General features: G+C 63.2%; 22 protein-coding genes and 1 tRNA gene. 5 read left to right on the top strand and 18 right to left on the bottom strand.

Annotated elements, in window-relative coordinates:
- Window positions 1-15 precede the first annotated feature (15 nt).
- The 3 genes from proB to FNJ47_RS03740 all read right to left on the bottom strand — a co-directional run bounded on the left by proB (window position 16) and on the right by FNJ47_RS03740 (window position 2860).
- Complete coding sequence (proB, locus tag FNJ47_RS03750) at window positions 16-1158, bottom strand: glutamate 5-kinase (RefSeq protein ID WP_163150743.1); 1143 nt, start codon at window positions 1156-1158, stop codon at window positions 16-18.
- Between the two features lie 68 nt (window positions 1159-1226).
- Complete coding sequence (gene obgE / locus FNJ47_RS03745) at window positions 1227-2279, bottom strand: GTPase ObgE (RefSeq protein WP_163150741.1); 1053 nt, start codon at window positions 2277-2279, stop codon at window positions 1227-1229.
- 101 nt (window positions 2280-2380) lie between these two features.
- Entirely contained in the window at window positions 2381-2860 is a 480-nt protein-coding gene (locus FNJ47_RS03740; RefSeq protein WP_163150739.1) for a MaoC family dehydratase, read from the bottom strand.
- Window positions 2861-3024: 164 nt separating this feature from the next.
- Here FNJ47_RS03740 and FNJ47_RS03735 point away from each other — a divergent pair, with 164 nt between their 5' ends.
- Window positions 3025-3939 (top strand): DMT family transporter, encoded by a 915-nt coding sequence (locus FNJ47_RS03735; RefSeq protein ID WP_163150737.1) that lies wholly within the window; start codon window positions 3025-3027, stop codon window positions 3937-3939.
- 140 nt (window positions 3940-4079) lie between these two features.
- Here the strand turns inward: FNJ47_RS03735 and FNJ47_RS03730 are convergent, their stop codons facing one another.
- From FNJ47_RS03730 to FNJ47_RS03715, 4 genes are all read right to left on the bottom strand, one after another.
- On the bottom strand, window positions 4080-4676 hold the full coding sequence (locus FNJ47_RS03730; RefSeq protein WP_163150735.1) for a GNAT family N-acetyltransferase: 597 nt from the start codon (window positions 4674-4676) through the stop codon (window positions 4080-4082).
- A 169-nt stretch (window positions 4677-4845) separates the two neighbouring features.
- Complete coding sequence (gene rpmA / locus FNJ47_RS03725; protein ID WP_021080922.1) at window positions 4846-5115, bottom strand: 50S ribosomal protein L27; 270 nt, start codon at window positions 5113-5115, stop codon at window positions 4846-4848.
- Window positions 5116-5217: 102 nt separating this feature from the next.
- Complete coding sequence (gene rplU / locus FNJ47_RS03720) at window positions 5218-5688, bottom strand: 50S ribosomal protein L21 (RefSeq protein WP_163150733.1); 471 nt, start codon at window positions 5686-5688, stop codon at window positions 5218-5220.
- 255 nt (window positions 5689-5943) lie between these two features.
- Window positions 5944-6894 (bottom strand): GlxA family transcriptional regulator, encoded by a 951-nt coding sequence (locus FNJ47_RS03715; RefSeq protein WP_163150730.1) that lies wholly within the window; start codon window positions 6892-6894, stop codon window positions 5944-5946.
- A gap of 124 nt (window positions 6895-7018) precedes the next feature.
- Between FNJ47_RS03715 and FNJ47_RS03710 the strand changes: the two genes are divergently transcribed.
- Together FNJ47_RS03710 and FNJ47_RS03705 are read left to right on the top strand one after the other, a co-directional pair.
- Window positions 7019-7822, top strand: coding sequence for an SDR family NAD(P)-dependent oxidoreductase (locus tag FNJ47_RS03710; RefSeq protein WP_163150728.1), 804 nt, complete (start codon window positions 7019-7021; stop codon window positions 7820-7822).
- Between the two features lie 120 nt (window positions 7823-7942).
- Window positions 7943-9097, top strand: a complete 1155-nt coding sequence (locus FNJ47_RS03705) for an ROK family protein (RefSeq protein ID WP_163150726.1) — start codon at window positions 7943-7945, stop codon at window positions 9095-9097.
- 376 nt (window positions 9098-9473) lie between these two features.
- Here FNJ47_RS03705 and FNJ47_RS03700 read toward each other — a convergent pair whose 3' ends face one another.
- Complete coding sequence (locus tag FNJ47_RS03700; protein WP_163150724.1) at window positions 9474-10337, bottom strand: alpha/beta fold hydrolase; 864 nt, start codon at window positions 10335-10337, stop codon at window positions 9474-9476.
- Window positions 10338-10549: 212 nt separating this feature from the next.
- Here FNJ47_RS03700 and FNJ47_RS03695 point away from each other — a divergent pair.
- Window positions 10550-10639 (top strand) — tRNA-Ser (locus tag FNJ47_RS03695).
- 302 nt (window positions 10640-10941) lie between these two features.
- Here FNJ47_RS03695 and FNJ47_RS03690 read toward each other — a convergent pair.
- From FNJ47_RS03690 to FNJ47_RS03670, 5 genes are all read right to left on the bottom strand, one after another.
- Entirely contained in the window at window positions 10942-11619 is a 678-nt protein-coding gene (locus tag FNJ47_RS03690) for a hypothetical protein (RefSeq protein WP_163150722.1), read from the bottom strand.
- Window positions 11620-11732: 113 nt separating this feature from the next.
- Window positions 11733-11918: a hypothetical protein gene (locus FNJ47_RS03685; RefSeq protein ID WP_163150720.1), complete on the bottom strand. Its 186-nt coding sequence runs from the start codon at window positions 11916-11918 to the stop codon at window positions 11733-11735.
- A gap of 198 nt (window positions 11919-12116) precedes the next feature.
- Window positions 12117-12701, bottom strand: coding sequence for a protein-S-isoprenylcysteine O-methyltransferase (locus FNJ47_RS03680; protein ID WP_163150718.1), 585 nt, complete (start codon window positions 12699-12701; stop codon window positions 12117-12119).
- A gap of 366 nt (window positions 12702-13067) precedes the next feature.
- On the bottom strand, window positions 13068-13607 hold the full coding sequence (locus tag FNJ47_RS03675) for an SGNH/GDSL hydrolase family protein (RefSeq protein ID WP_347341606.1): 540 nt from the start codon (window positions 13605-13607) through the stop codon (window positions 13068-13070).
- 125 nt (window positions 13608-13732) lie between these two features.
- Entirely contained in the window at window positions 13733-14446 is a 714-nt protein-coding gene (locus tag FNJ47_RS03670) for a hypothetical protein (RefSeq protein WP_163150716.1), read from the bottom strand.
- Between the two features lie 385 nt (window positions 14447-14831).
- On the opposite strand from FNJ47_RS03670, the gene FNJ47_RS03665 reads away from it, so the two are divergent.
- Entirely contained in the window at window positions 14832-16061 is a 1230-nt protein-coding gene (locus FNJ47_RS03665; RefSeq protein ID WP_163150714.1) for an alpha/beta hydrolase, read from the top strand.
- A gap of 73 nt (window positions 16062-16134) precedes the next feature.
- Here FNJ47_RS03665 and FNJ47_RS03660 read toward each other — a convergent pair whose 3' ends face one another.
- The 5 genes from FNJ47_RS03660 to FNJ47_RS03640 form a co-directional block, all read right to left on the bottom strand.
- Entirely contained in the window at window positions 16135-17019 is an 885-nt protein-coding gene (locus FNJ47_RS03660) for a sigma-70 family RNA polymerase sigma factor (protein ID WP_163150712.1), read from the bottom strand.
- Window positions 17016-17654, bottom strand: coding sequence for a flavodoxin family protein (locus FNJ47_RS03655; RefSeq protein ID WP_163150710.1), 639 nt, complete (start codon window positions 17652-17654; stop codon window positions 17016-17018). Before FNJ47_RS03655 ends, FNJ47_RS03660 begins: the two co-directional genes overlap by 4 nt.
- An 827-nt stretch (window positions 17655-18481) precedes the next feature.
- A complete protein-coding gene (locus FNJ47_RS03650) occupies window positions 18482-20071 on the bottom strand; it encodes an ABC-F family ATP-binding cassette domain-containing protein (RefSeq protein WP_163150708.1) in 1590 nt (529 codons plus the stop codon).
- A gap of 132 nt (window positions 20072-20203) precedes the next feature.
- Window positions 20204-21523 (bottom strand): Hsp70 family protein, encoded by a 1320-nt coding sequence (locus FNJ47_RS03645; protein ID WP_163150706.1) that lies wholly within the window; start codon window positions 21521-21523, stop codon window positions 20204-20206.
- A gap of 255 nt (window positions 21524-21778) precedes the next feature.
- A complete protein-coding gene (locus FNJ47_RS03640; RefSeq protein WP_163150704.1) occupies window positions 21779-24154 on the bottom strand; it encodes a glucose/quinate/shikimate family membrane-bound PQQ-dependent dehydrogenase in 2376 nt (791 codons plus the stop codon).
- Window positions 24155-24323: the final 169 nt, after the last annotated feature.

Raw genomic sequence — 24323 nt, 5'->3', positions numbered from 1 at the left:
GTGGGCGATTTGGGCCTATTTGGCCGGGATCGCCCCGGCCGGGCCGATCACGAGGTCGTCGCGATGGATCATCTCGGACCGGCCGCTGATACCCAGAATGGCCATCACGTCTGGCGAGGAGCGGCCCTTGATCTTCTCGGCGTTCTCGGCGTCGTAGGCGACGAGGCCGCGGCCGATTTCATGGGTGTCGGGGCCGCGCACCACCACGGCGTCGCCGCGGGCGAACTGGCCGTCGACCCGGATCACGCCGGCCGGCAGCAGGCTCTTGCCGGCACGCAGCGCCGCCACCGCACCGGCATCGATGGTCAGCGTGCCCTTGGGCTCGAGCGAGCCCGCGATCCAGCGCTTTCGCGCGGTGACGGGATTGGCTGGGGTCAGGAACCAGGTGCAGCGGCCGCCGTCGGCGATCGCCTGCAAGGGGTGCTCGATCTTGCCGGAGGCGATCAGCATGTGGGTGCCGGCGGTGGTCGCGATCTTCGCGGCCTCGATCTTGGTGGTCATGCCGCCGCGCGACAGCTCGGAGCCGGCCGAGCCTGCCATCCCCTCGATTTCCGAGGTGATGCTTTCGACCACCGGGATCAGCTTGGCGTCGGGATCGACCGCGGGCGGCGCGGTGTAGAGGCCGTCGATATCGGAGAGCAGGATCAGCAGGTCCGCGCTCGCCATGGTGGCGACGCGGGCGGCCAGGCGATCATTATCGCCGTAGCGGATCTCTGTCGTGGCCACCGTGTCGTTCTCGTTGATCACGGGCACCGCGCCCCATTCGAGCAGCTTTGCGATGGTCGAGCGCGCATTGAGATAGCGGCGGCGCTCCTCGGTGTCCTGCAGCGTCACCAGGATCTGCCCGGCGCCGATGCCGTGATGGCCGAGCACCTCCGACCAGATCCGCGCCAGCGCGATCTGGCCCACGGCTGCGGCAGCCTGGCTCTCCTCGAGCTTCAGCGGACCGCGCGGCAGCTTCAGGCGGCTGCGGCCGAGCGCGATCGAGCCCGACGACACCACCATGACCTCGCAGCCTCGCTTGTGGAGCTTCGCGATGTCCTCGACCAATGCGGCCAGCCACGATGCGCGCACCTCGCCGGCCTGCGAGTCGACCAGCAGTGATGAGCCGACCTTGACGACGATGCGGCGAAAGTTCTTGAGCGCGGGGCGTTTCATGGGTTCGGTCTGGCAGGAAGGTGGAAGCAAGAGGCGCCACGAGGTGGCATGGGAAGTCTGGTTGCCGCTCAACCCTGCGGCAGCGGCGTCGCCCACGGCTCGGCCTGGCCGCCCTTGGCCTTGTTGGACACCGGTGCCTCGCCGATCACCTCGACCAGTGCACGCAGCGCATCCTGCACGCCTTCGCCGGTCGCGCCTGAGAGCAGCAGCGGCGTCTTCTTCGCCGCCCGCTTGAGGCGGTCCTTCTGCTTCTTCAGCTCGTCGGGTGCGACGGCGTCGATCTTGTTGAGCGCGACGATCTCGATCTTGTCGGCAAGCTGGCCTTCATAGGCTTCAAGCTCGGTGCGCACCGTCTTGTAGGCCTTGCCGGCATGCTCGCAGGTCGCGTCGACCAGATGCAGCAGCACGCGGCAGCGCTCGACATGGCCGAGGAAGCGGTCGCCGAGGCCGGCGCCTTCATGCGCGCCTTCGATCAGGCCCGGAATGTCGGCGAGTACGAATTCGCGGCCGCCGTAATTCACGACGCCGAGCTGCGGATGCAGCGTGGTGAACGGATAGTCGGCGATCTTCGGCCGCGCCGCGCTGACCACCGAGAGGAAGGTCGATTTGCCGGCATTGGGCAGGCCGACGAGGCCGGCGTCGGCGATCAGCTTCAGCCGCAGCCAGATCCAGCGCTCTTCGCCCGGCGCGCCGGGATTGGCGTTGCGCGGCGCGCGGTTGGTGGAGGATTTGAAATGCGCGTTGCCGAAGCCGCCATTGCCGCCTTCAGCCAGCACGAATTTCTCGCCGAGCTCGGTGAAATCGTGCAGCAGGGTCTCGCGGTCCTCGTCGAACACCTGGGTGCCGACCGGCACCTTCAGCACGATCGGCTTGCCGTTGGCGCCATGGCGGTCCTTGCCCATGCCATTGGTGCCCTTCTGCGCCTTGAAGTGCTGCTGGTAGCGGTAGTCGATCAGCGTGTTCAGTCCGTCGACGGACTCGATGATGACGTCGCCGCCGCGGCCGCCATTGCCGCCGGACGGACCGCCGAACTCGATGAACTTCTCGCGCCGGAACGCGACGCAGCCGTTGCCGCCGTCGCCCGAGCGAATATAGACCTTGGCTTCATCGAGGAATTTCATGATTTTCACTAGTTAGGGCAGGGGGGCCGCGGCGGCAACCCGGAAAGGCCCTGACTTCAGCGAAAAGCCTTAATTTTCGGGCCTTTTTACGGCCCTCGCGGCTACGCAGGCCGCCTCCGGACCAGGAATTTCTGCAACCCCTCCAGCACCAGCTCGCGGCGCTGGTTGTGCACGGTGGAGCGCAAGGTCACGACGCCGGTGGTCTTGCCCGGCGACAGCTCGATCACCTCCAGCGCGGGGTAGATGGTATCGCCGGCATAGACCGGCTTCAGGAACTTGCTCGATTGTTCCAGGAAGCCGACCAGCGACTCCTCGACGACATAGGGAAACAGCCCCGCCCCGGGCGCGGTATGCACCAGGGTCTGGAAGCCGTGCGCAAGGAGGTCAGGCATGCCGCGGGTGCGGCAATATTCGACGTCGTAATGGATCGGATGGGTGTCGCCGCTAGCGGTCTGGAACGCCGCGAAAACCGCCGAGGTCTGGGTCCGGCTCGGAATTACGAAGCGCTCGCCGAGCACGAAATCCTCGAACCAGCGCTGCGCGGTGACCATGCGATGCTGGGTGGGGTCGAAGTCGCTCATGCGGCGTTTCCTGCTCTGTTTTTTGAAGTGGCCCAGCCGTAGCGCAGCTGCGGCACTGCGGCAATTGGTTCGATATGCCCGCGCCGGGGTTGTCCTGCTCGGCCACCTCGGTAAAACCGGCGTTCGGACCTGCCCGACTCAGAGGCGGCGACAACAAGACAACGATGAGCCTGTTCGCAAAACTGTCCTCCTACGACGATCGATCGGCGCGGCTCGCCGGCATCGGCTTGATGCTGCTGTCGATCTTCATGTTCTCATTCGGCGACGCGATGGGCAAATTCATCGTCGCCACCTATTCGGTCGGGCAATTGCTGTGGCTGCGCGCCTGCGCGGCGCTGCTCGTGCTGCTGCCGATCGTGTGGAAGCGGCGTGCGGATTTCCTGCATCTGGAGCGTCCGTGGATGCAATTGCTGCGCGTCACGCTCTCGACGCTGGAGGTTGCGGCCTTCTTCCTCGCGACCGTCTATCTACCGCTCGCCGACGTCATCACCTACTATCTCGCGGGGCCGATCTTCGTCACCGCGATGTCGGGCCTCGTGCTCGGCGAGCATATCGGCTGGCGGCGCTGGACCGCGATCCTGGTCGGCTTCTGCGGGGTGCTGATCGCGCTCAGGCCATCCGCGCAGACCATCAGCTGGCCGGCGATGATCGCGCTCGGCGGCAGCCTGTCGTTTGCCGTGCTGATGCTGATCACCCGATCGCTGCGCGCGACGCCCGATATCGTGCTGGCGACGTCGCAATTCGGCGGCACGTTCATCCTGGGTCTCGTGCTCTCGCCGATCGGCTGGGTGACGCCAACCCCGGGCAGCCTCGTGCTGTTCTTCACCGCCGGCATCATCTCGGTCGCGGCGCTGCTCTGCGTGAACCGTTCGCTGAAGCTCGCGCCGGCGAGCGTGGTGGTGCCGTATCAATATTCGATGATCGTCTGGGCGGTGATCTTCGGCTTCGTGGTGTTCGGCGACGTGCCGTCCTGGGCCACGATCATCGGCGCCGCGATCATCATCGCGGCCGGCCTCTACATCTTCGTGCGCGAGCAGCAGCTCGGGCTCACGGACTCCGCGGTGAATCCACCGGCGTGACCATCGCTGTCGTCCCGGCGCAGGCCGGGACCCATTACCCCAGCTGGTAGTTGTTCTAGCGAGGTGTCTGCCAGATTGCCTTATTGAGATGCCACGGCGTATGGGTCCCGGCCTTCGCCGGGACGACACCGTTAGACCAGCTAGCTCTCCCGCCGGACCGAGTTGTTCCAGCTCTTCAGCGAGGTCCAGACGCTGCGCGACAGCCGGAAGCAGTCGACCGGGCTCGAGGAGCCCAGCGCCTCGAAGCGGTGCAGCTCGACGCCGCCCCACTGGAAGCCGCACTTCTCGAGGATGTTGCGCGACGACGGATTGACCACGCGGGCGCCCGAGATCAGCTGGTCGAGATCGAATTCCTCGAAGAAATAATCGATCACCGCGCGTGCGGCCTCGGTGCCGAAGCCCTGGCCCCAATGGTCGACGCCGAGCCAGTAGCCGAGCTCGGCCGATGTCTCCTCGCGCCAGTCGATGCCGACCATGCCGATCGGCGTGTGGTTGTTCTCGATCAGGAAAACGGTCTCGCGTCCGCCGGCGCCGAGCGCGCGCACGAAGTCGATGGCGTCGTCCTGGGTATAGGGATGCGGCAGGCGGCGGGTGTTCTCCGCGATGCGGCGGTCATTGGCGAGGCGTGCGATTGCTTTTACGTCCGCGAGCGTCGGCTTGCGCAATGTCAGCCGTTCGGTCTCGAGGACGCAAGCTCTTGCCTCGCGCAAGGTCGGCGTCGGGATGTCCTGCAACATGTCGAGCTCCTGTGATGCGACAATCGGTACGCAACGCTTGGAACGTCACGCGCGGTCGAACCGGATCGCGCGCAACAAAAAGGGGAGGCCGGTTATCCCGCCTCCCCTCGGAGCCCTTTGCGACTCCGCCGGTTCAACAGGACCCGGCGGACTCATGTGTGTCCACCGTCTATTCGGCCGCCTGCGCCATCGGAATAACCGATACGAATGTGCGGCCATTGGCTTTGGCACGGAACTCGACATGACCCTCGACCTTGGCGAAGAGAGTATGATCGGTGCCCATGCCGACATTAAGGCCAGGATGCCAGGTGGTGCCGCGCTGACGCGCAATGATGTTTCCGGGGATCACGCGCTCGCCACCGAACGCCTTGATGCCAAGGCGCTTGCCCTTGGAATCACGTCCGTTGCGCGATGAACCGCCTGCTTTTTTATGAGCCATAGCTCGTCTCCGACTTCGCTTTGATCTCTAGATCAATTCCTTGACGGAATCATTTCACGTTTTGTCACGCTTCAAATCTGAAAGCGCGACGATCACTTCTTCTTAAGCCTTGGCCGCGGCCTTCTTGGCCGGAGCCTTTTTCGCGGTCGGCGCCTTTGCGGGCGCCTTCTTCTTGGCCGCCTTCGGTGCTGCGTCCTCGCCATCCTCGGCGGGCGCTGCGACCTTTTCCTTCTTCGGCCGCGGGCCGATGGTCGGCTTGGCGTTATCGGCGAGGATCTCGGTGATGCGAAGCACCGTGAGCTCGTCGCGATAACCGCGCTTGCGGCGTGAATTCTTGCGGCGACGCTTCTTGAACGCGATCACCTTGGCGCCGCGCTTGTGCTGCAGCACTTCGGCTGCAACGGTCGCGCCTGCGACGGTAGGCGTCCCCAGCACCGGCGTGTCACCGCCGAGCACCAGAACTTCGCCAAGCTGCACGATCGTGCCGACATCGCCGGCGATCTTGCCTATCTCGAGTACATCATTCGGAACGACACGGTATTGCCGGCCGCCGGTTTTGATGACTGCGAACATCGTTTGATTCCTTCGTGTTCGGTTCCGGCCTCGGACCGATGGTCCGGGTCGGCTTTTTGTTCAGTCGCTATGGGTTATGTGTTTCGCGCGAAGGGAATGAATTCCCAAATGGTTCGCACAAAAACAATCGGCGCGAGAAATCCCCGCGCCGGATGGGCGGACTTATAGCCGCAATCGACGGGGAGTCAAGGTAAAGCAGGGCAAAAACCGGCCAAAGATGAAGGGTTTGGCGCGATTTTGGCCCGGATTGACGGTTCAGGCCGCGGTCTGCGCCGCGGCCCGGGCGTGGCGGCGGATGGCCTGCGGCGGCTGCCCCAGCACCCGCAGGAACGCCCGCCGCATCCGTTCGCGGTCGGCAAAGCCGGTCTCGCCGGCAATTTCGTCCATCGAATGGCGGCCGTCGCCGATCAGTTCGCGGGCGGCCTCGACCCGGAGCTGCTCGATCGCCTTGGCGGGCGACTGGCCGGTCTCGGCGCGGAAGGCGCGGCTGAACTGGCGCGGGCTGAGCCGTGCCACCTCGGCCAATTCCTCCACCGACAGCTCGTTGCGCAGATGCGCCTTGGCGTAGTTGAGCGCGTTCTGGACGCGGTCGGATTTCGGAGCGAGTTCGAGCAGCGCGGAAAACTGCGACTGGCCGCCGGTGCGGCGGTGATAGACCACGAGCTTGCGCGCCACCGACCGTGCGACCTCGACGCCGAGATCATGCTCGACCATCGCCAGCGCAAGGTCGATCGTCGCGGTCATGCCGGCCGAGGTCCAGATCGGTCCGTCGATGATGTAGATGCGGTCCTGCTCGACCTTGAGCCCGGGAAATCGGGCCTGCAATTCGGCGGCGAATTGCCAGTGCGTCGACACGCGGCGGCCATCGAGCAGGCCGGCTTCGGCCAGCGAGAAGGCACCGATGCAGGGCGCAGCGATCCGCTGCGATGCCGTCATGGCGCGGCGGATATAGCCGATCAACTTCGGCGACGCCGGATGCAGCTCGTGGCCGGCGCCGATGAACAGCGTGTCGAAGCTGCGCTCGCCGAAGGCTTCGGTTTCGACATTGAAGCCGGCGGATGACCGCACCGGACCGCCATTCTCCGACAGCAGCGTGACCTCATAGAAGGGCGCGCCCGCAATCAGATTGGCGACCTCGAAGGCGGTGATGGCGGTGAAGCCCATCACCTGGAAATCCGGGAAAATGACGAAGCCGATCTCCTTCATGGAACCCTCCGGCGGCAATCTGTGTCCTAAAAAGGTGTATATATGACATTTGAGACATACAAGGGGGTCGGTAAAACCTGAGCAGCGGCCAAAACCGGCCGTTTGGGTCAAACAGGAGACCAACATGACCAAGTCAGCCAAAGGAACGGCGCTCGTGACCGGTGCGTCATCCGGAATCGGTGCCATCTATGCGGACCGGCTCGCACGGCGTGGCTACGATCTGATCCTCGTCGCACGCAACCGTGAGCGCCTCGATGGGCTCGCCAAGCGTCTGTCGACGGAGACGGGTCGATCGATCGAGATCGTCGCCGCCGACCTCACCAAGCGCGCCGACGTTTCGCGGATCGAGTCCATTCTGCGCAGCAATGCCAATATCAACGTGCTGGTGAACAACGCCGGCGTCGGTGCGACGGCACCGCTGCTCGCATCCGATGTCGACAAGATGAGCGACATGATTGCGCTCAATGTCGACGCGCTGATGCGCCTGACCTATGCGGCGGTGCCGGGATTGGTCGCGCGCGGCGGCGGCGCCATCATCAACATCGCCTCGGTCGTCGGCGTCCAGCCGGAGCTGCTCAACGGTGTCTATGGCGGCAGCAAGGCTTTCGTGCTGGCGTTGACCCACTCGCTGCAGCACGAGCTGAAGGACAAGAACATCCGGGTCCAGGCCGTGTTGCCCGGCGCCACCGCCACCGAGTTCTGGGGCATCGCGGGTACGCCGGTCGAGCATCTTCCGGGCGAGATCGTGATGAAGGCCGAGGACATGGTCGATGCGGCGCTCGCCGGCTTCGACCAGGGCGAAATCTTCACCGTGCCGTCGCTGCCGGAGGCCGCCGATTGGCAGGCCTATGAGGCGGCCCGCCAGAAGCTGATGCCGAACCTGTCGCGCAGTGCGCCTGCGGCGCGTTACGGGGTGAAGGCCGCCTGACCATTCTGAGGTCTTTGCGAAATTGCGTCCCGTGCCGGCCGAAGCGCCGCAGCGCGGGACGCAACCATTTGAGTTCCGCTTCGTTAATGCTGGGAACCTCAAGCGGGCAGGCACGGGCGAATGGCTGAAGACACTGCACTGACCACGGGCATCGCGCACCACGGTGCCGCGCGGCTGCCGTCGGTCGATATCGACAGCTTCAACATCGAGCTGAAGGACGACGAGGGCTTTCTCGGCGATCGCGCCTCCAAGGGCGCGTTCCGCAAGATCTTCGACCGCTGGCGCAAGCCGCTGCGCAAATCCGGCGAGGACCCGTTCGGCGACGAGCCGTCCGACAAGATCAGCAAGAAGAAGCTCGATGAGATGCTGGTCGGCGACGACACCGAGGCCTCCGCGGTGGTGCACAGCGCGATCGAGGAGTTCGCCCAGGAGCTCGCCTATGTGACGCGGCGCTTCCTCAACACCAAGGCCTGGGCCAAAACCGAGCGCATCGTCGTCGGCGGCGGCTTTCGCGACTCCAGGCTCGGCGAGCTCGCGATCGCGCGCACCGACATCATCCTGAAGTCGGAGGATTTCAAGGTCGACATGGTGCCGATCCGATTTCATCCCGATGATGCCGGGCTGATCGGCACACTGCATCTGGCGCCGTCGTGGATCTTCGAGGCTCATGACGGCGTGCTCGCGGTCGACATCGGCGGCACCAATATCCGCTGCGGCGTCGTCGAGACGCGCTGGAAGAAGGCGCCCGATCTTTCCAAGGCGACGGTCTGGAAATCGGAGCTGTGGCGCCATGCCGACGACGAGCCGACTCGCGAGGGCGCGGTGAAGCGGCTGGTGAAGATGCTGAAGGATCTGATCGCTGCTGCCGAGAAGGAGAACCTCAAGCTTGCGCCGTTCATCGGCATCGCCTGTCCCGGCGTCATCAAGGAGGACGGCGGGATTGAAAAGGGCGCGCAGAACCTGCCCGGCAATTGGGAGAGCAGCAAATTCAACCTGCCGGCGAGCCTGGTCGAGGCGATCCCGCAGATCGGCGATCATGACACGGCGATCGTGATGCACAATGACGGCGTGGCGCAGGGGCTGGCCGAGGTCCCGTTCATGCAGGACGTCGCGCGCTGGGGCGTGCTGACCATCGGAACCGGGCTCGGCAATGCCCGCTACACCAATCGCAAGAAAGACAACGGCAAGGACGAGAAGGCCGAGAAGAAGGACAGGGACGACGACGGCGACAAGAACGGGAAAAAGGCCAGGAAAGCCAGGAAAGCCGACGCCTGAGCGGTCGGGATTCGGCGATCGCGCGCGCTCCATCCGGGCTACGGTCTGCCTTCTCCTTCCCCCTGAAAGGGGGAAGGTCGGGATGGGGGTCTGCCGCAGGCGATGCTGTTTACGGAGAGAGCTGATCCCCACCCGCTTTGCTCTGGCGAGCAAAGCGACCTCCCCTTCAAGGGGAGGTTGGAATGTCGCAGACCGATCGCGCGGTAAGGTTGATCGGTTAGGTTAAGATCGGCTTCGCGTTGCCGTTTCGGCACCGGCCGCTACCGTGAGCCGTGTCGCTCCCGCCGACCGGCGAAGCCGCACTTCCCGGCCAGCAATACTGAAAAGCGGCACGGGACCGCCAGTTTTTGTCGCGTCCTGGCGGTCCCACCACTTTCTACTTCCAATTGATTCGCTCGAAGAAACCTCCGATCTCGGCGGCTGCGCGGTCGGGGTCCTCGCGATGCGCGAAATGCCCGACATCGGGAAACATCTTCAGGTCCAGATTGGAGAAGGTCTCGCCCAGCCGGTCGGTCCATGAGTAAGGAAACAACGGGTCGTGCTCGGCCCAGCGGATGCAGGTCGGCACATCGATTGGCGGCAGCGCAGGCGCCTCGTTCTGCATCATCTTCACGCGCCCCGCGTGTGACGCGCGGTAATGCGCGAAGCCGCCGGCGAGGTTGCCGGGCTTGAAGAAATTGTCGGCGAAGTCCTCGATCACGTCGTCGAACGCAGCCTTGCGGTGGGTCCAGTTGTGCAGGAAATGGCCGATGTAGGTGCGGCAGCTGTCGCGGTTGGCGCCGACCAGTGCGGGCGCCATCTCCATCTGGTGGAACGACTGGTACCAGATGTGGTTGAGCCGGTCCGGCGCGGCCATCCGCGCCCCGATGCCGGGATAGACGAAATCGAAGAAAAACAGTCCGGCGATCCGCTCAGGCGCCTTGCGGGCGAGCGGCTGCATCACCGCGCCGCCGACGTCGTGGCCGACCACGCCGGCCTTGTCGATGCCGAGTGCGTCCAGTAGCGCGAGCATGTCGTCGGTATGCTGGTCGGGCCCAAATGCGCCTTGCGGCTTGTCGCTGTCGCCGAAGCCGCGCAGGTCGGGCGCGATCAGGGTGTAGCGGTCGGCCAGCCGCGCCATCACCGGCTCCCAGGTCAGCCAGAATTCCGGCCAGCCATGCAACAGCAGCAGCGGCCTGCCGCTCCCGGTCCGGGCGACGTGGAACGCCGCACCGTTGGCTCGAATCGTCACATGCTCCATGGTCCGCTCCTGCTGTCTCTGGATCGCCCGCGCGCCGATCGAACCAGAGCCTTCCCGCTAGCGCTTTGTTTCCGCGCGCTTTCTTGCGCCGTCCCGGTGCTTCGGTGGCGCGCGGTGCCGGTGATGGAAATATTATTGCAGCGCCTTGTCTGGCCCGCCATCCTCGCCTAGAACACGCTCGACCGCGGGTGGTGCAAATCACCTGGGCCGCTGGAGAGGTGGCAGAGTGGTTGATTGTACCGCACTCGAAATGCGGCATAGGTGCAAGCCTATCGGGGGTTCGAATCCCCCCCTCTCCGCCATCCTTCGCTGTGGTATCCGGACCCTGCTCCAATCCGACCGGTAGCCCGGGTTCGCAAGGTGTCCGCGCGTCAGCCTTCCACGCCGCGACGTGACGGCAAGCGTGGAGCCACCGAGCGACGAAATCAGCAACCCGAATCTCGGACGTGCAGAAGCTTGCGACAATCGCGATGGCGCGTCGAGCCAAAGGCCTGCTTAACGAAGCGCCCTTTCGACTTGGCGCTCGGCGTCAGCGGCCTCTGAAGCAGCCGCGATCAGCCGCGGCCTCAGGGTCTCGGTGTTTCGAACAGTCTTGGCGAGAAAACTATTGATCCGAAGCGGCCAGCTGCGCCGTTTGGCGGCCGCCGTTGATCTCTCTCAACTGGTTCACGTATTCCTCAGGCTTCAACAAGTGGAATGGAGCCTTCAAACCCATGAAGTTGGCGATGCGACCAATAAAGGCCGTGCAATTGGTCGTTTCCGCATTCCAAAGAGGTGAGGTCGCCTGGAGGTGCTTGATGTACGCGAAAACCTTCTTCGCGTCGGCCTCGCTCAAGTACACGCGATAGCTGGCCGTCAAATACTGCTCGTCAAGGTCACCGTAGCTTGCTCCGGTTTCGGAGGGCACCCAGGTAAGATGTCCAAGCACATAAGGCAGCACATCGCCTGCCGGGTGGAGCCCCGCGACCTCGACCTGCTTCTCGCTTGTCTTGCCGTACCAGATAAACGCATGCCCATAAGACGCCGCCGTGCGGGCACGAAAGTCGACGTAATACGGCCCTTTGACCGAAGACCTTCGAGCCGGCTTCGCGGCTGCTTCGGAAGCGGGACCGTTTGGACCAGCCACGGCCGCTGCCACAGCCTGCCTCGACGACGGCTTACGCGGCTTGTCCTGCTGCAGTGGCGCTTGATCCGTTTGCGCAGCCAGTTGCTGCGCATGACTGATGCCCGCTTCCAAAGTCACGGAAGCGAAGACGACACCAATTCCTGCAAGCAGCCGCAAGCTGCTCCGTTTCCGATTGGATTCTGGCACGGTCAAGCCCTCACAAGGGTAGCCAACCCCAGGCAGGACCCTTCAGCAAAACTGAAGGGTGCGCTGCCTGAGCGATCCTCGATCTAACCCTTCGTTACGATCGGGGCAGGGGCTTTTCCGACCGGGTACTTGCCGACGGGGTACTTGCCGATCGGCATCTTGCCAACCGGAGCCGTAGCAGTAACCGGCTGCGGATGGGGAAGGTCTGCCGCGCTGGCGGCAGCCACAAAACCGAACGTCGCAACTCCAGCAACCAGGAACTTCAACATCGTGATCTCCGAGATGGATAGCGTGAACATGAACAGCCTACCCTCTAACGGCGATGGCGTAATTAACGCTGTAGCGAAACTGGCGGTTGCGCGGTCGTTTCCTTGCCGAGTGTGGCAAAAACGGCACGGGATTGTTGCTTGCGTGAGTGTCCGGATGCGAGATCGGCGGCGAGCGTAGTCTTGTGGCCGGTAACCGGCTCAGAACAGCCTCGGTAAAATGCGTCCGGTCCGGGCCATATACTCGCGATATTCGTCGCCGAAGGTTTCCAGCATCATCTGCTCTTCCTTGGCGATCCGCCCGAAAAACAAGGTTCCAAATCCGATCAGGCCAGCGAATCCAGCTACCCAGTTCGGCAGGAGCAATGCCTGGGCAACAGCCCAAAGCCAGAACGCGGTATACATCGGATGGCGAACACTCCGATAAATACCGCCGGTGATCAGGCGATGATTTTCCCGCACGTCAAGACTGACGGACCAATTCCGACCAAGAGCTCGATGGGTCAGCCGGAACATGACCAGCGCCGCAACCGCGACGAAAACACCGAGCCAGGCTTGAGCCGGCCGGAAGGCGTATGAGGCGAAATGAGGCATGGTCGTTGCGATGTAGACGAGCGGCACAATGCCAAGACCCGTGAGCGATATCAGCAGCAGGGTGTTTTCGCGCGTACCTCGGGCGCTCCTTGCGACCTTTTCACGGCGAGAACGACGCGCGTATCTGTAGCGGATGAGATACCAACCGACCGCCATCATCACGAACACGAACTTGGCAATACCGGGCGTCATCGTGGACCACGCGCTTGTTTCGCTGGCGCGCCATCTTTGCCGATCATCGAAAGGGACCATCCTTGGCGAGCGTCTGAGATCTGACAAAAACAGGTCCACAGACCGGCATGAAGTAATCATACAGGGCTTGCGGGTCGTTTCCACCGATTAGTTGGCAGCCCGACAGGTGGATCCAGGGCGGATGCGTTGTCGGGTTCGCCCTTTCGAGACGGATAGCACAACGCGGTCGAGCGTTATGATCGCATTCAGCTGTCTCAAATGGCGGCCGTTGAGAAAGGCATCTACGAAGACATTCTTCCGCGTTCCCGTGTCCAGCCGGCCGACGGGATTGCCAACGCCAGACCAGTCGGCATGGCAAGGCTTTTTCTATCGCGCGCGCGGCGAAGCCGCGGTGGCTCTCCGGTCTATCTCCAACACTCGCGGGAGCAACTGCGCGGCAATGAAAGCATGCCCGGCGTCCGTGAGGTGAATGAGGTCGAAAGCATAGTACTGCGCAGGTATCTCTTCGTCGTACAAAATAACCTTGATGGCGCGCTCACGGAGCCGCCGCTCCATCGCCGCGATGTTGGCCGCCCGCTGCTCCTTCGTGACAAGGAAGCGCCTATCGTTGCCTCCAGGCTGCAAGATCACGATGTCGGTTCCCTTCGGCACATCGCTGTCAATGCGCTTGAGCATGCCGGCGGTGGTGTCAAAGGGAACTCCGGCATTGGCGACGGTCGCATTGACGCCCTTGTCTCTCAGCAGGGCTTCCAGCTTGGCCGGGTAAGCGCCTTGCTTCCCAACGTACCAGCCTTGGGTGTTGCTTGCGCCGACTGCCACGATGTGAATCGGCTTGGGGAAGGCTGCGCACACGGTTGCCGCGCAACACATGGCGATCGCGATCGAGAGTTTTCTAAATGGCGTCACCGACTGCCTCTCCCGGCTTGAAGTGCTAAAGCAAACAACACCGACACCGGGCTCCTGCAGGGGTCTGACCTAAAGCCTCACATCTTGCGTCAACACCAACTTCAAACTGTCTTTTGGGCGGTATGCTAAGAGTTGGTCGAAGGTTGGGCTGCAGGTGAAACGAGGTTCGAAGGACCCTGATTTTTTCGTGGGCGCGCGACAGCCGATCCGATTGCCCTGATCTTTCGTATGACCATGCTATGCAACGCAGCGTCTTTATCGATGTTGAAGTGGGTGACGTTCACATCACGAACATAATAGTTGGTCAGCTCACCGCGGAAGCCGGGTCCGCGACCGATTCGAACGCTTTCACTCTTGTACAGATTCAGAACGCGCCCGACATTGGCCGATGCCACATGCGACGATGTTCCGTCGAATGGAACAACCAGCGCAACGGGCACGCCCATTTGGCCAAGGTACTCTGCCATCGACATCACGGCATCTGCGCCAAGAGAGTGCCCCACCAGGATGATAGGCCCGCGTTGGCCTGCCCTATATCTCACGATGATGTCGTCGGCGACGCTTCGCCATTGGGTGTGATTTGCCACAACCGCGGCAACGCCAGCCGCTTGCAGCTGGGCGGCAAGGCTGTCCATGCCCAACGAAAAGACGTTCAACAGTCCGCGGAATAGATAAGCATGCGCCGCAGAAGAATGCAGGCGAGCGGGCGAATTTGTCGATCTAAGCGCCACCGCCGTTCCGGGCTTCGCCTGAGCCCCATTGTTCAAAAGCAAACTGCTTGCAAAAAAAATCGTCAAGCCGGCGCAAATCAGCGCCATGCTGTAACGCAATCTCTTCATTGTTGGAATCCTTCGCCACCTTAAGTCGAGCCGCATTAAATCAGACTTACGAATCGTGACAATCATGAACGGCTTCGAAAACCGCGTTGAGGCGCGCAATTGGCTCACTGTCGCGGATTTGCCACACGAAGAAAGCGATCGTGTCGCGACCGTCAGGGTCCTCCACGGCCAATGACTCCCGGCACCCTGCACTTTTTTGCTCAAAGCCAAACTCAACGAGTGTCACCCCGCGGACGAAGTGGTAATTTTACAGGCCGAGATCCGCATCATCCATGTCAGGTTCATCAGGGACTGCGGTCAACGAGGAGCGCCGCCAAAGTGTCCAAGTATTTCCGTTTTACAGAATGAGCGCCGATCAATATCCTTCCAGAATTCGAGTTGCTGGATGATTCGACGGCGGCACGTTTTCCACATTGGTGGTTACGATCCAATCACCCCCGAAGCGCAGGTCGAACGCTTGCGGCGCTCGCTCTCGAGCTTCCAAAAGATTTGGGGCGCTTCTTCACGGCTGTCGGAAATATCGAGCACGTCTGCAATCAGTGCTTCGTGCAGCCTGGAAGCATGGGGGCCGAACTGGAAAACTCACGTCACCTTCGAAATGCTCCGCTGGGATGATCTCATCCGGTGCGATTCGAAAGTCGGCTTCGTGCATCGTCTCGCTCAATCCCTGAAAGCGTTATTCGATTTCATCGTAACGGGAACGATATTCAGGTATGCGATCGCAAGCTGGAAGTACGCTCTCTTTTTCATCTTTCCATATTGCTGTTTGCTATTGATCGCATTTTGCAGCGTTGGGCTGTCATACCTGTTGATCAGGCTCATACACGCTCCATTTTGGATGGAATTACTGCTGGGACTTTTCTTGTCGCTTGCCGTCTTCGTCGGCGCGATGCTCTGGATCGGACCAAAGCGCAGGATAAATCACATTCTCGATGATGCCATTTTCTCCCACCAATTTCTTTACGGGCAGAAAAGCGAACTTGATAAGCGGCTCGACGCTTTTGCGAACCTGATATCAAGAACGGTTCGGGCCGCAGAAGTTGATGAAGTTCTGATTGTTGGCCACTCCCTTGGCGCGGCGCTCACAATTGCGGCGGTGGCGCGCGCCCTGAAATCGGGTCCTCCGCTCGAAACGAGCGGGCCCAAGCTATGCATTCTCACGGTGGGTGCCACTATTCCTAAATTCTCGCTGCATCCGATGGGCGGCCAAATACGGGAAGCGGCGCAGCTCGTGGCCGGAACGCCGGCGATAGACTGGGTCGAATACCAGGCACGAGATGACGCAATCAGCTTCTATCGCTTCGACCCCGTCACTCTGAAACGTGTCAGTCGAGACCATTCAGGTGACCACCCGAGGATTCGGCGCGTCCAAATACATTCAATGGTAAGTCCAGCCCGCTTCAAGCGTCATCGCTTCAACTTCATGCAGATCCATTATCAGTTTCTGATGGGAAACGATCAGCGCTCGGTTTACGACTATTGCATGATTACCTGCGGGCCGCTCGACTTCGACGTCGCGACTTCACCGTCTGGAGCGGTTGGGCTGTTCGAGGCGGACGGTGCGGTGGCGACGATCGAAGTCGATGATCGGCTGGATCCGTCATGTCGAGAATAGCGTAGCCGGCACCAGGTTGTTGAGCGGGAGAGCCTGAGCTCCCTGCGCGTCAATGCGGTCTCGCAAGGCGCGCTCAGTTCCGCCATCCCGTCGCATCGGGGACGTTGTGCAGCTTGTCGGGATTGCGGGTCACGTAGACTGCGACGACCCGTTCGTTTTCGATATGCAAGGCGGTCGTTTGAACGAGGTCGTCCTCGATCGTGATGAAGCCCGGCAATCCGTTGATGATTGCGTAGCGGATCAAGCGGGAGGGATGCGCGGCGAACAGGCGCGCGAGCCCCGCGAAGCGCTCCATCGCGGCGTCCAGCCCGATCAGGGGGCGCGTCGGCGCGGGGACCTGGCCACCGCCATCGGCATAGACCACGACATCTTCGGCCAGCATCGCGCGCAACGCGGCGAGGTCGCCGGTGCGTGTGGCCGTGAAGAAGGCGTTTGCGAGCCGCAGCCCTTCTTCATTGCCGACGACGAACCGCGGCCTGGCATCGTGGATATGCGCGCGGGCACGGCTGGCAAGCTTACGGCAGGTCGCAGCTTCGCGGCCGATCGTCTCGGAGACGGCATCGAAGCCCAGTCCGAACACGTCATGCAGCAGAAAGGCCGCGCGTTCCAACGGCGACAGGCGTTCCAGCGCGATCATCAACGGCAGGGTGAGATCGTCGGCCGCTTCCGCCTCCTCGGGGTCGAAGAAGGGTTCGGGGAGCCACGGTCCGACATAGGCCGCTCGCCGGCGCCGCGCCGATTTCAATTCGTTCAGGGATAGCCGCGTGACGATGGTGTGCAGGAGAGCCCGGGAATCGCGTACCTGTTCGCGATCGGCGGCGAGCCAGCGCACCCAGGCGCTGTGCACGACATCCTCTGCATCGGCGACCGAGCCCAGCATCCGGTAGGCGAGGCGCACCAGGCGCGGCCGCAGCTCGGCGAAGATTTCGGCTGCCGATGGTTCAGCTGCATTTGTCATGATGCAGCCCGAACTGCTGCCGAGGCCGCGTCGCGGCCACGCGCAAACTGCAGCGCGGTCTTCGCCACCCGCTGCCCCAAATGACGCGCGGTTGCGAGATCTGAGTCAGGCGGCGCGGTGTCCGGACCCTCGTCGGTGTTCGATTGCGCGCCGGCACCAAGCCAGAATCCCAGCCGGTTTGGATCGGCGTCCGATCCCGATGCGGAGTTGTTGCCCGGCGGCAGGTCGAGATTGACCCAATGCATCCCGTGTTGCGCGGCGAACAGCGCAAGCTGGATCAAGGTGGAGAGCTTGTCGCCGGCATGCGCCCCCGAATTGGTGAAGCCGGCCGCGAGCTTGTCCTTCCACAGGTAGCCCTTGGACATCACGGCACCCGACGTTGCTTCCTGAAAGGCTTTGAAGGCCGCCGACGCGGCGCCCATGTAGGTCGGCGTGCCGAAGATCAAGGCTTCCGCACCTGTCAGCCGATCCCAGTTCTGGTCCACGCTCTCGACAGGCACCAGCAGCGCCTCCGCGCCGTCGACATCCTCAACGCCGGAGCGAACGGCCTCCGCCTGACGCCGCGTATGGCCGTAGGCGCTATGATAGACGATCGCGATCAGGGTGTTACCGCGGCCGGTTCCGATATTCTGCATGGTGTCCTCTGCTGCTGCGATTGCAGAAGCTAAGACAAGGCAGCGCGTCGAAACGTGACATGGTTTGCGTACTTTCGTCCGGAGGATGTTGTTCCAATGAGCGCCGCTCAGGCCGGATCGGGCGCCGCGGGCTACTGTGCATGGGGTTGTTTTCGATATTTTGGCGGGAGCCGCGGCCGCCGGGCGCGTTCGACCCTTGCCGAAGGATGACCGCGACAGGCAGCGCGCCGGCCTTGCGCCGGTAACCTTAATTTTTCCTTTCGATTGTCGGTAAAGTTTTATCGATTATCCTGATGGTCATTGAGCGGCGTGACGAACCGCACGATGAGAGGCAACAGCCGAGTGGCTGCACAACCTCTCTGAAATCGAAGGGTGCGCAGAGCGCAGTGCCAGCCACCTTTCGGGCTGTCCGGCGGCGGCCGGCGGGGCAAATCAATTTTGAAATGCATTGGATTGCCAGGTTGCGGCGCATATCGCGCCGCATGATGCTTCTCAATTGGGATGTTCCAAGATGACGTTCGCGTATTTCTTGATCGCGGTCGGCGGCGGCTTTTTGCTGCTGGCAAGCTTCGTCGCATTTGCCCTTTGGCGAAATGCACTCCATTCGACGGCGCGGATTTAGCAACAGGCGAGGTTGAGCTCCGACGGCCTTGCTCAGGGGGACGAGCGAGGCCGGCGGGGGATGGCCGCACCGCCGCGCGGCCTGACAGCCGAGCACCGCGCCTTACAACCTGCCCCAAGGCGACGCGTGCTCGGCTGTTCATTCCCCGACTGACCTTCGTCGTTCGAGACGTCGATCGTGAAGGCAATTCCTCCGGCCCTCCGCATCACCTCCACGAAGCGAGCTCGAACCTGCGCGTGATCGCGATGGCCTCGAGGAAGGTCTCATCGTGGCTGACGACCAGCAGCGCGCCGTCATAGGCCCGCAACCCGGCCTCGACCACTTCCATGGATTCGATGTCGAGGTGATTGGTCGGCTCGTCGAGGATCAGCAGGGGCGGCGGCCTCACGCCACCGAGAACGCAGGCGAGGCCGGCGCGAAGCAACTGGCCGCCGCTGAGGCTCGCGACGGTTTGCAGGGCGGCATCGGCGCGAAACATGAAGCGCGCCAGCGCCGCGCGGCAGGCGTTCTCGCCGGCATCCGGATTGATGCGGCGGAAATTATCCAGGATCGAGGCTGACGCATCGAGCAGGCTGACCGCCTGATCGAACATCGCAAAGCGGGTCATCACCTCGACGCTGCCGCGGACCGCGGTCAGGCCGCCGCTGACGAGCTTGAGCAGCGTCGTCTTGCCGGCGCCGTTGGGGCCTGTGATCGCAACACGCTCCGGGCCCGAAATGGAGAAGGTGAGATCACGCAGGATCGGCGCGTCCGCGGTGTAGCCGGCATCGGCGGCCTCGATCCGCAGCACCATCCTGCTCGCCGGCAGATGTATCGACGGCAATTGCACCGAGAATGGTTGCAGCACCTCGATGCGCTGGCGCGCTGCGGTGGCCAATTCGAGCGCCTGGGTCCGCCGCCGCTCGGCGAGCCGGGCCTTCTCGCCTCCGGTGTCCTCGCTGCGATCCCTGCGCAGCCCGGCGGCGATGCGCGGCATGTCGCCCTTGGCGCTTTTCTTCGCGCCGGCGCCATCCTTGCGCGCCTGCCGTTCGGTCGTTTGCCTTGCCTTGCGGTCGATCTCGGCGACGCGCTTCTCGGCATCGGCCAGATCGTGGCGCGCCGCCGAAAGCTCGATGGCCTTGCGCGCACGGTACTGGCTCCAATTGCCGCCATAGCGCCGGGCTTCCAGCGAGGTCAGTTCGACGATCGCATCCATGGTCTCGAGCATCTCGCGGTCGTGGCTGACGATGATCGCGCCATGCCGCCAGTCCGCGAGCAATTCGATCACAGCCTTGCGTCCGGCGCGGTCGAGATTGTTGGTGGGCTCGTCCAGCAGCAGAAAATCAGGCTGAGCGAAGGTGAGGGCCGCAAGGCGCGCCCGGGTGGCCTGTCCGCCTGACAGCATCGCCAGCGGCGCGTCGAGCACGTCGTTCAGTCCGACGCGCGCGAGCGCGGCCGCGATGCGCGTATCGAGCGTCCAGTCGACATCCGCAAGCTCCTCAGTGGCCGCAAGGCCCTGTTCGGCACGGCGCAACGCGGCCAACGTGTGGCGCGCATCGAACAGGTCGATGACGCATTCGTCCGGCGCCATCTGAACCGTCTGATGCAGCATCCCGATCCGTCCCTGCACCGAGACCGCACCGGATTGCGGCGTGCGCCGGCCTGCGATCAGGTCGAGCAGCGTCGTCTTGCCGACGCCGTTGCGGCCGACAAGGCCGGTGCGTTCGGGTGTGAAATTGAAGTCGATATTGGAAAGGAGAACCCGACCGTCAGGCGCAGACAGGGTCAGATTGGAGAGCGCGATCGATGCTGGCATGGATATCCCCGTGGGCAAGGCTGATGGGCATTGCTGTCAGGGTGAAATCCATGGTCGTCGGCATCCTCAGGCGTTGATGATTGAATCGATGTAATCGCCTAATGCGCCGGGATCAAGGCGCGAAGCCAAACGTCAGGCCGCTTCGGCGAAGGTCCAGCGGTCGGGATCGGCCGTGTGGCCGATTAGAGCGAGGCCGTAGGCGATCGATTCGAATTGATCCGCCGAGGTCAGCCGCGCTTCGCCGAAGCGCTCGGCGAACAGGCGTTGCACCGCCGGCACGAACGAGGTGCCGCCGGTCAAAAACACCTTCTCCACGTCGCTCGCGGTGATGCCGGACTTAGCCAGCGCCTCGTCGACGGTCGCGCCCAGCCGCTCGATGTCGTCGGCGATCCAGGATTCGAAATCGTCGCGCGTCACGGTCGCGCCGATATCGATGCCTTGGCGGGCAAAGCGGAACTCGACGCGATCGTTGCTCGACAGCGCGACCTTGGTGTCGGACACGGCGCGGTAGAGCGCGAAGCCGAGATCATGGTCGACGATGGTGATGAAATCGTTCAGCGGTGCCGGGTCAATCGCGGTGCGCGCGAGCTGCTGCAATTCGCGCAGATCGCCATTGCCCCGCATCATCGCGAGCTGATGCCAGCGGGCGAGGCTCGAATAATAGTGATTGGGGATCGGCAGCACCTTGTCGAACGAGCGGTAATTGGTGCCCTTCCCGAGCCGCGGCGAGACGATGTGGTCGACGATGCGGTAATCGAAGGTATCGCCGGCGATGCCGATGCCGGCATGTCCCAGCGGCTCGGCGCGCAGCACGCCGCCCTTGCGCGAGAAGCGCATCACGGAGAAGTCGCTGGTGCCGCCGCCGAAATCGGCGACCAGCACCGTGGCGTCGTGGTCGAGGCTGCGTGCAAAGGAGAACGCCGCGCCGACCGGCTCATAGACATAGCGCGCATGGCCGGCGCCGAGCCGCTCGAACGCGGCCCGGTAGCGCTGCATCGCGAGCTCGTCATTGGGATTGCCGCCGGCAAACTTCACGGGGCGACCGACCATGATGGTCGGTGCGCCCAAATCGAAGCCTTCGCCGGCATGGCGCGTCAGCGTGCGCAGGAACGCCGCCAGCAGATCCTCGAACTTGTAGCGCTGCCGAAAGATCTGGGTGGTGTTGAAGGCCGAACTCGCTGCAAACGTCTTGAACGACTGGATGAAGCGATGGATCGTCCGCCCTTCTAGGAACTGCTCGATCGCCCACGGACCACCCTCGGCGTGCGGATGCAGGCCGGCGCCGGGCCGTTCCTCCCAGAAGCACAGCGCAGACACATAGACGCTATGCGTGCGGCCGCCATGGTCGAAGCGGATCGCCTCGACGCGGCCGTCGCCATCGGACAGCGCGACAACGGTGTTGCTGGTGCCAAAATCGACGCCAATCGAGACGGCGGGCGGGGCGCTCGACATGTCATGCTCGGAATATGATGTGAAAGGGGGCGGACCTTTAGCGGCTTTGGCCGGGCTTGCCAACCCTTCCGGACGATATCCGAGTTGGGCCGGTTCCACCTCCCCTTGGAAAGGGGGAGGTCGCTTTGATCGTCAGAGCAAAGCGGGTGGGGATCCGCTCTCTCCGCAGAATGCATCGTCTGCGGCTGCCCCCCGATCCCGGCCTTTCCCCTTTCAGGGGGAAGGAGAAGAAAGATTACGGCCCGATGAAGCGGCTCAGTCCTCTAGTGCGTAGGCGATGACGTAGTCGCCGCGTTTGGTGCCGAACGAGCCGTGGCCGCCGGCCGCGGTGACGACATATTGCTTGCCATCGACCTCGTAGCTCATCGGTGTCGATTGGGCGCCGGTGGGCAGGCGGTCTTCCCAGAGCACCTTGCCGTCGCGCACGTCGTAGGCGCGGATCGTGTACTCATAGGTCCCGGTGTAGAACGCGACGCCGCCGGCGGTGGTGATCGGCCCGCCCAGCATCGGCACGCCCATCTTGAACGGCAGCGGAAGCGGCGTGGTGTCCCGGATCGTGCCGTTGGGATGCTGCCAGACGATCTTCATCGTCCTGAGATCGATGGCGGCCATCGAGCCCCATGGCGGCCGGTAGCACGGCACGGAGAGCGGCGAGAGGAAGCTCGAAATATCCACCCCGAACGGCGTGCCGTACATCGGCTGGGTTCCGACCTCGCTGCCGACCGGCTTCTCGGCGGTCGGCGCCGGAGGATTTTGCGGGCCGCGCGGAATGAGCCTCGATGCAAACGGCAGCGACATCGGGTTGGCGATTGCGATCTGCCTGACCGGATCGATGGCGATGCCGCCCCATTCGAACATGCCGAGATTGCCGGGGAAGACCAGCGTGCCCTGCAACGACGGCGGCGTGAACGTGCCCTCGTAGCGCAAGCGGTGGAACATGATCCGGCACAGCAGCTGGTCGAAGATCGTGCCGCCCCACATGTCGGCGCCGGTCAGCTTCGCCTCGGGCCGGAATGTCAGTTCGGAAAACGGCTGCGTCGGCGCGCTGCGGTCGCCCGGTGCGGGCCCTTGCGGCACCGGACGTTCCGGCGCCGGCACGATCAATTCGCCGGTCCTGCGGTCGAGCACGAAGATGTTGCCCACCTTGGTCGGCTGGATGATCGCGGGAATGACGCCCTTGGCCGTCGTGACATCGACCAGGCTCGGCTGCGAGGGAACGTCCATGTCCCAGAGATCATGATGCACGGTCTGGTACGACCAGGCACGCTTGCCGGTGTCGACGTCCAGCGCGACGATCGAGCTGGAATAGCGCTCGACCAGCGCATCGCGATTGCCGCCCCAGATGTCCGGTCCGTTGTTGCCGGTCGGGATGTAGACCAGATTCAATTTCGGATCGAACGAGGCGGTGATCCAGGAGTTCGGTGAGCCGTTGGTGTAGTGCCGTGTCGGTGACGGCAGCGCGTTCTCGTCCGCAGCAGCGGAGTCCCAGGCCCAGACCAGTTTGCCGGTGTAGACATCGAAGCCGCGGATCACGCCGGACGGCACCTCGACCGCATAATTGTCGATCACCGCGGCAGCAACGACCAGGATCTTGTCACTGACGACCGGCGGCGACGTCGGCTCGAAGAAGCCCGCGGTCTTGATCGCCATCCCTTGCTGCAGGTCGAGGATGCCGTGATCGGCAAAGCCCTCGCACGGCTTGCCGCTGTCGGCATCGAGCGCGATCATGCGGCCGTCATTGACCGGCAGGAAGATCCGCCGCGGGCATTCGGCCGGCGCCGGATTGCCGGTGCTATCGACGGCACCAGTTGCGGTTTCGTGATAGGAGACCCCGCGGCAGGTCATGTGCTGGAACGTCTTGTTGTGCACGAGCTTGGGGTCGTATCGCCAGCGCTCGGTGCCGGTCTTGGCGTCGAGCGCAAACAGCACCTGATGCTGCGAACACAGATAGAGGGTGTCGCGCACCTTGATCGGGGTGACCTCGAACGTGGTCTCGCCGGAATCCTCCGGTGTCTTCACGTCGCCGGTGCGGAAGGTCCAGGCGACCTTGAGCTTGCCGACATTGTCGGGCGTGATCTGTTTCAGCGGCGAATAGCGCTGCCCGAACTGCGTGCGACCGTACGCGCGCCAATCGCCATCCGGCTGCGGGTCGGCTTCGCTTTGCTGCACGGCCGCGCCGGTGCCGGCAATCGTGCCATTGATGTCGTGATTGCTCGACAGCAGACCGGCCATGAGGACGACTGCGGCCGCCACCACGCCGATCCAAAGCGGCGCCGTCGCGCGCGCGTAGGATACCGGCGCGTCTCGCACAAGGCCGCGAACGATCACCGGCGTCAACAGCCAGAGCGCCATCGGGAAGATGACGTCGCCACGCGCCGCGAGCGGCCACCAGTCGAATTTCACTTCGTAGACGGCCCATGCCAGCGTGCCGACCAGCACGATCGCAAACAGCCAGAGCGCCTGACGGCGCTGCGCCAGCAACAGCGCAGCCGTGGCGAGAATGCCGATGCCGATGACGATGTAGACGATGGAGCCACCCAGTGCGGCGAGCCAGATGCCACCGCCCGCGAGGACCAGGCCGATCAAGGCGTAGATAATACCCGTGATGAAGACGGCGCTGGATCGCTGCATGGCTGCACCAGTGCGGAAGAGGCACCGGGCTTGTCCCGCGCAAGCGCATCAGACCGCGTCCGCTTTCAAGAACTGTGGTTCAATCAACAGTAACTTGCAACCGGGAACTGCGACGTTGATACAACACAAGCGTGTAAAGTTGCGATATTGGTTCCTGCCGAAGCAAGGT

Source organism: Bradyrhizobium uaiense, assembly GCF_010811875.1.
Classification (GTDB): domain Bacteria; phylum Pseudomonadota; class Alphaproteobacteria; order Rhizobiales; family Xanthobacteraceae; genus Bradyrhizobium; species Bradyrhizobium uaiense.
This window is presented reverse-complemented; position numbering and strand designations above follow the sequence as displayed.